Here is a 2,911-nt window from a genome sequence, read left to right on the forward strand (position 1 = left end):
GCCCGCCATGACCGCTCGGAACAACAACCCCTTGCTCAAAACCTTCGCCGATCGGCTCCAGGAAAATGGCAAAAAGCCCAAGCAAATCATCATCGGCATCATGCGAAAACTGCTTCACCAAATTTACGGCATCCTCAAATCCGGCGAACCCTACAACCCCGAGAAAAGAGGCTTCCAAACCACCTGAAAACACTCAACTCCATCCACTCAAAAGAATCCAAAAAAACTCAAATTACGGTTGATCTTTCAACGCAGCATCTTGTTCGGCTTGAATTCTTGTTTATTACGCATTGCCGGAGGAAAGGCCAAATCTTTCGCAATCCGATGAAAGTTCAGTCCATGGCTGCCACTTAGCCTCGTTCGTTATGGTAAATCCTCTATCAATGAGGGTATCTTTAAGGCGGCTTCCGTCAATGACTGAAAACGATGCAAGCATGTAAGAATCTACCGTCCGGGTAATGGCAACAAAACGGGGAAATAAAAAATGATAAAAGCGCAATTCAATAATCTCGCTGGGTGTGAGAGACAGCTTCGACCAAGCTGCTTTGATCTCGATTGCGTCATCAACCAATCGCATAAGACCTAGCGGCCATACTGCGGCGCTGATAGAATTAGAGGTTCTAATATGGGCGGTACCTCGATGAATCCGTGGATAAGTCATGAGCAGTCTTCTCTTGCCGAACGTTCAATGTCCAGGCACGGGCGATAGCCCGTTGCCTGTGATGGCTTGTTCGGCTTGGTTGTGGTTTGGATCAGTCAAAGTCTTCAATCGTATGTTGCTTATGGCAAATCCGACACTCGAAAATCATCTCGTAGGGCTCGTTGCGAGAGACATATTCGGCGGGTTCTCCGCAGTGAACCCACCAGCCGATAGGATTAAATGTAGAAAATCCGATGGTGCGGTCAAACACGTCATGGTGGAACTCTGGTGGAAGAGAAACGGAATCCCCGGAATCACCGCAAAAATTAGCGTCAAAGAAGGAGGCGCTAAACCTGCTGGCTGCTGATCCATCCGCGATGCACCAAGGACAAAGATTCTTGATGTCGAATGCCGTGTAAATGACGCCACTATAAAGAATACCGCGAGACAGTCCGCAACACTCGCAAGGCTCTGCACTCTCGCGAAGTGGCCCAGATGCCCGTGGGTCTCGATGATATGGGAACTTGGGGAGAGCGTTCATCTCGGTCTAGCCGAACGTTTTAGGTGTGCCGTGACAGCTGTGGTCGTTGGCACGAGCGACTGGTTCGGCTCAGTTTTTTTCATTTTCTGGCTTGGATGACGATTCCGCCAAAGCGTGCTTCTTGCGCATGGCATCGCACGCCCTGGATCAAGCATTCGCGGGAAGTCCTTTCTTCTCCGGAGTCCGCATAGGTAATAACGATTCCATCTCCTTCATTCGTGTTTGTGATAGCCAATCGCCGGCCGGACTCGTCTTCGACATTCGCTGAACACGTCGCGCAAACATAAAGCGGATATCGTTTATTTTCGCGCTTTTCGCTTCCGCAAACCGGGCAATGTAATCCGGGGTTTTTCATTTTGCCGAACGTCAAAGGTGAGACACGAAGGTAGGTGGCGCGAGGTGTGCGCCAGCACAACTCGTGACAGCTACCGGAGTTGTCTCTAGCGCCTTGTTAGGCGCCTTCTTTATTTTCTGATCTCGGGGTAAGTGCATCTATTCCGATAAGTAGATCCTTGTCTTCGATATAGTATATTTCCGGGCTGACTACATTTCGTCCGCTAGACTTGGTCGCATTGATGATGATCTGACCTAGCCGTAAGTCGGGATTGGAGCGCCAAAGTTTCTCGATTGCGCTCAGGACTGCAGGAATTCGCTTGGGATCACGCATCTGATTTTCTGCCTAACGTAATAGCTGTGGCAGCGGCGGATAGGAAGCCCGGATTCAATGAAGAGCGTTGTCGCCGCTTGCCACCAGCGACTTGTTCTCCATCTTCTTTTACTTCCTAGGTGTGTGTAATGAAGCCGATGTTGAAGTCACACTCTGTTGAGCTCCGGCGCTTAGAATCCAGGTAAGCGCCCGAATCATGAAAATGGTCCACAGGGGGATTGCGATTAGAAGGACGACAGGGAAGGCAACGCTCGCCGCTAGCAACCCCACACCGTCATCCGGACCGCTCCCGTCATAGGCAATGAAGTGCACTACACTAAAGACAACGATCAAAACGAGGAATGGTGCAGCTACTATTCCTATCGCTGCAAGTATTCCCCGTCGTGTATAGAATTTCATTGGAGAACGTATGAGCCCATCCGGCCGCGTCCTCAAGCTCCGATTCAATTTGGCGGCTTGTCGCGGTCGGATGCGGCGGCTTGTTCGGCCAATTGTCTCTTCTCATTCAGGCTGCGAACTCTACTCAGGCCGCCAAAAGGAAAATCCAGCGTTCAGAAGATGACGGTAGAGGTCACGCATGATCTGATCGTCCGAATCCCACACGGGCTCGGAAAGATCATCATCATTCCAATCCTCTAAATTCCCGTTCGCAGCCAGGTATCGATCGCGACAGGCCTTGAGATCACATCCAACTCTCCCGTGTTCAATCGCCTCAAAGGCTCTCGCCCGCATCGTCGATCCACCCCTCGTCATCGATGTGGTAATGAATCCACGCTCCCATGCCCGCATTGCAGGTGATTGCGACGACATCATGGACAAAATACAGGTTCCTTTCGTTCTCAGGTAATCCCATCACAATTGGACCTCGGTGCCGCCAATCCCGATTGGGAAGCCGCACGGTCACTAGGCGATCAAGATGGGAAAAATGATCGCTGAACAATCTGTTGATCTCGCGATCTGTCATATTACTGCCGAACGTATAAGGCCATCTGCGGCGCGAGAAAAGCATCAAAGTCAACTCACAGGCTGATCGCCGTCGGATGTGCCGCCTTGTTCTGGACTG

The 2,911-nt window shown here is 50.9% G+C and carries 3 protein-coding genes and 1 pseudogene; 1 reads left to right on the forward strand and 3 read right to left on the reverse strand.

Annotated elements, in window-relative coordinates:
- Positions 1–187: pseudogene (locus JIN85_RS20015) on the forward strand (IS110-like element ISCARN57 family transposase); the annotation flags it as partial.
- Between the two features lie 96 nt (positions 188–283).
- On the opposite strand, the gene JIN85_RS20020 reads toward JIN85_RS20015, so the two are convergent.
- The 3 genes from JIN85_RS20020 to JIN85_RS20030 form a co-directional block, all read right to left on the reverse strand.
- Positions 284–577: a hypothetical protein gene (locus tag JIN85_RS20020; protein WP_200274182.1), complete on the reverse strand. Its 294-nt coding sequence runs from the start codon at positions 575–577 to the stop codon at positions 284–286.
- Positions 578–752: 175 nt separating this feature from the next.
- Positions 753–1,181, reverse strand: a complete 429-nt coding sequence (locus JIN85_RS22395) for a CbrC family protein (RefSeq protein WP_200274184.1) — start codon at positions 1,179–1,181, stop codon at positions 753–755.
- A 1,379-nt stretch (positions 1,182–2,560) separates the two neighbouring features.
- Positions 2,561–2,911: hypothetical protein (locus JIN85_RS20030; RefSeq protein WP_234047531.1), on the reverse strand; the 351-nt coding region annotated here is incomplete at its 5' end.

Source organism: Luteolibacter pohnpeiensis, assembly GCF_016595435.1.
Classification (GTDB): domain Bacteria; phylum Verrucomicrobiota; class Verrucomicrobiia; order Verrucomicrobiales; family Akkermansiaceae; genus Luteolibacter; species Luteolibacter pohnpeiensis.

Excerpts from the sequence above, each read along its gene's own strand:
- JIN85_RS20020 (WP_200274182.1), bottom strand. The coding sequence starts at position 577 with ATGCGATTGGTTGATGACGCAATCGAGATCAAAGCAGCTTGGTCGAAG.
- JIN85_RS22395 (WP_200274184.1), bottom strand. The coding sequence starts at position 1,181 with ATGAACGCTCTCCCCAAGTTCCCATATCATCGAGACCCACGGGCATCT.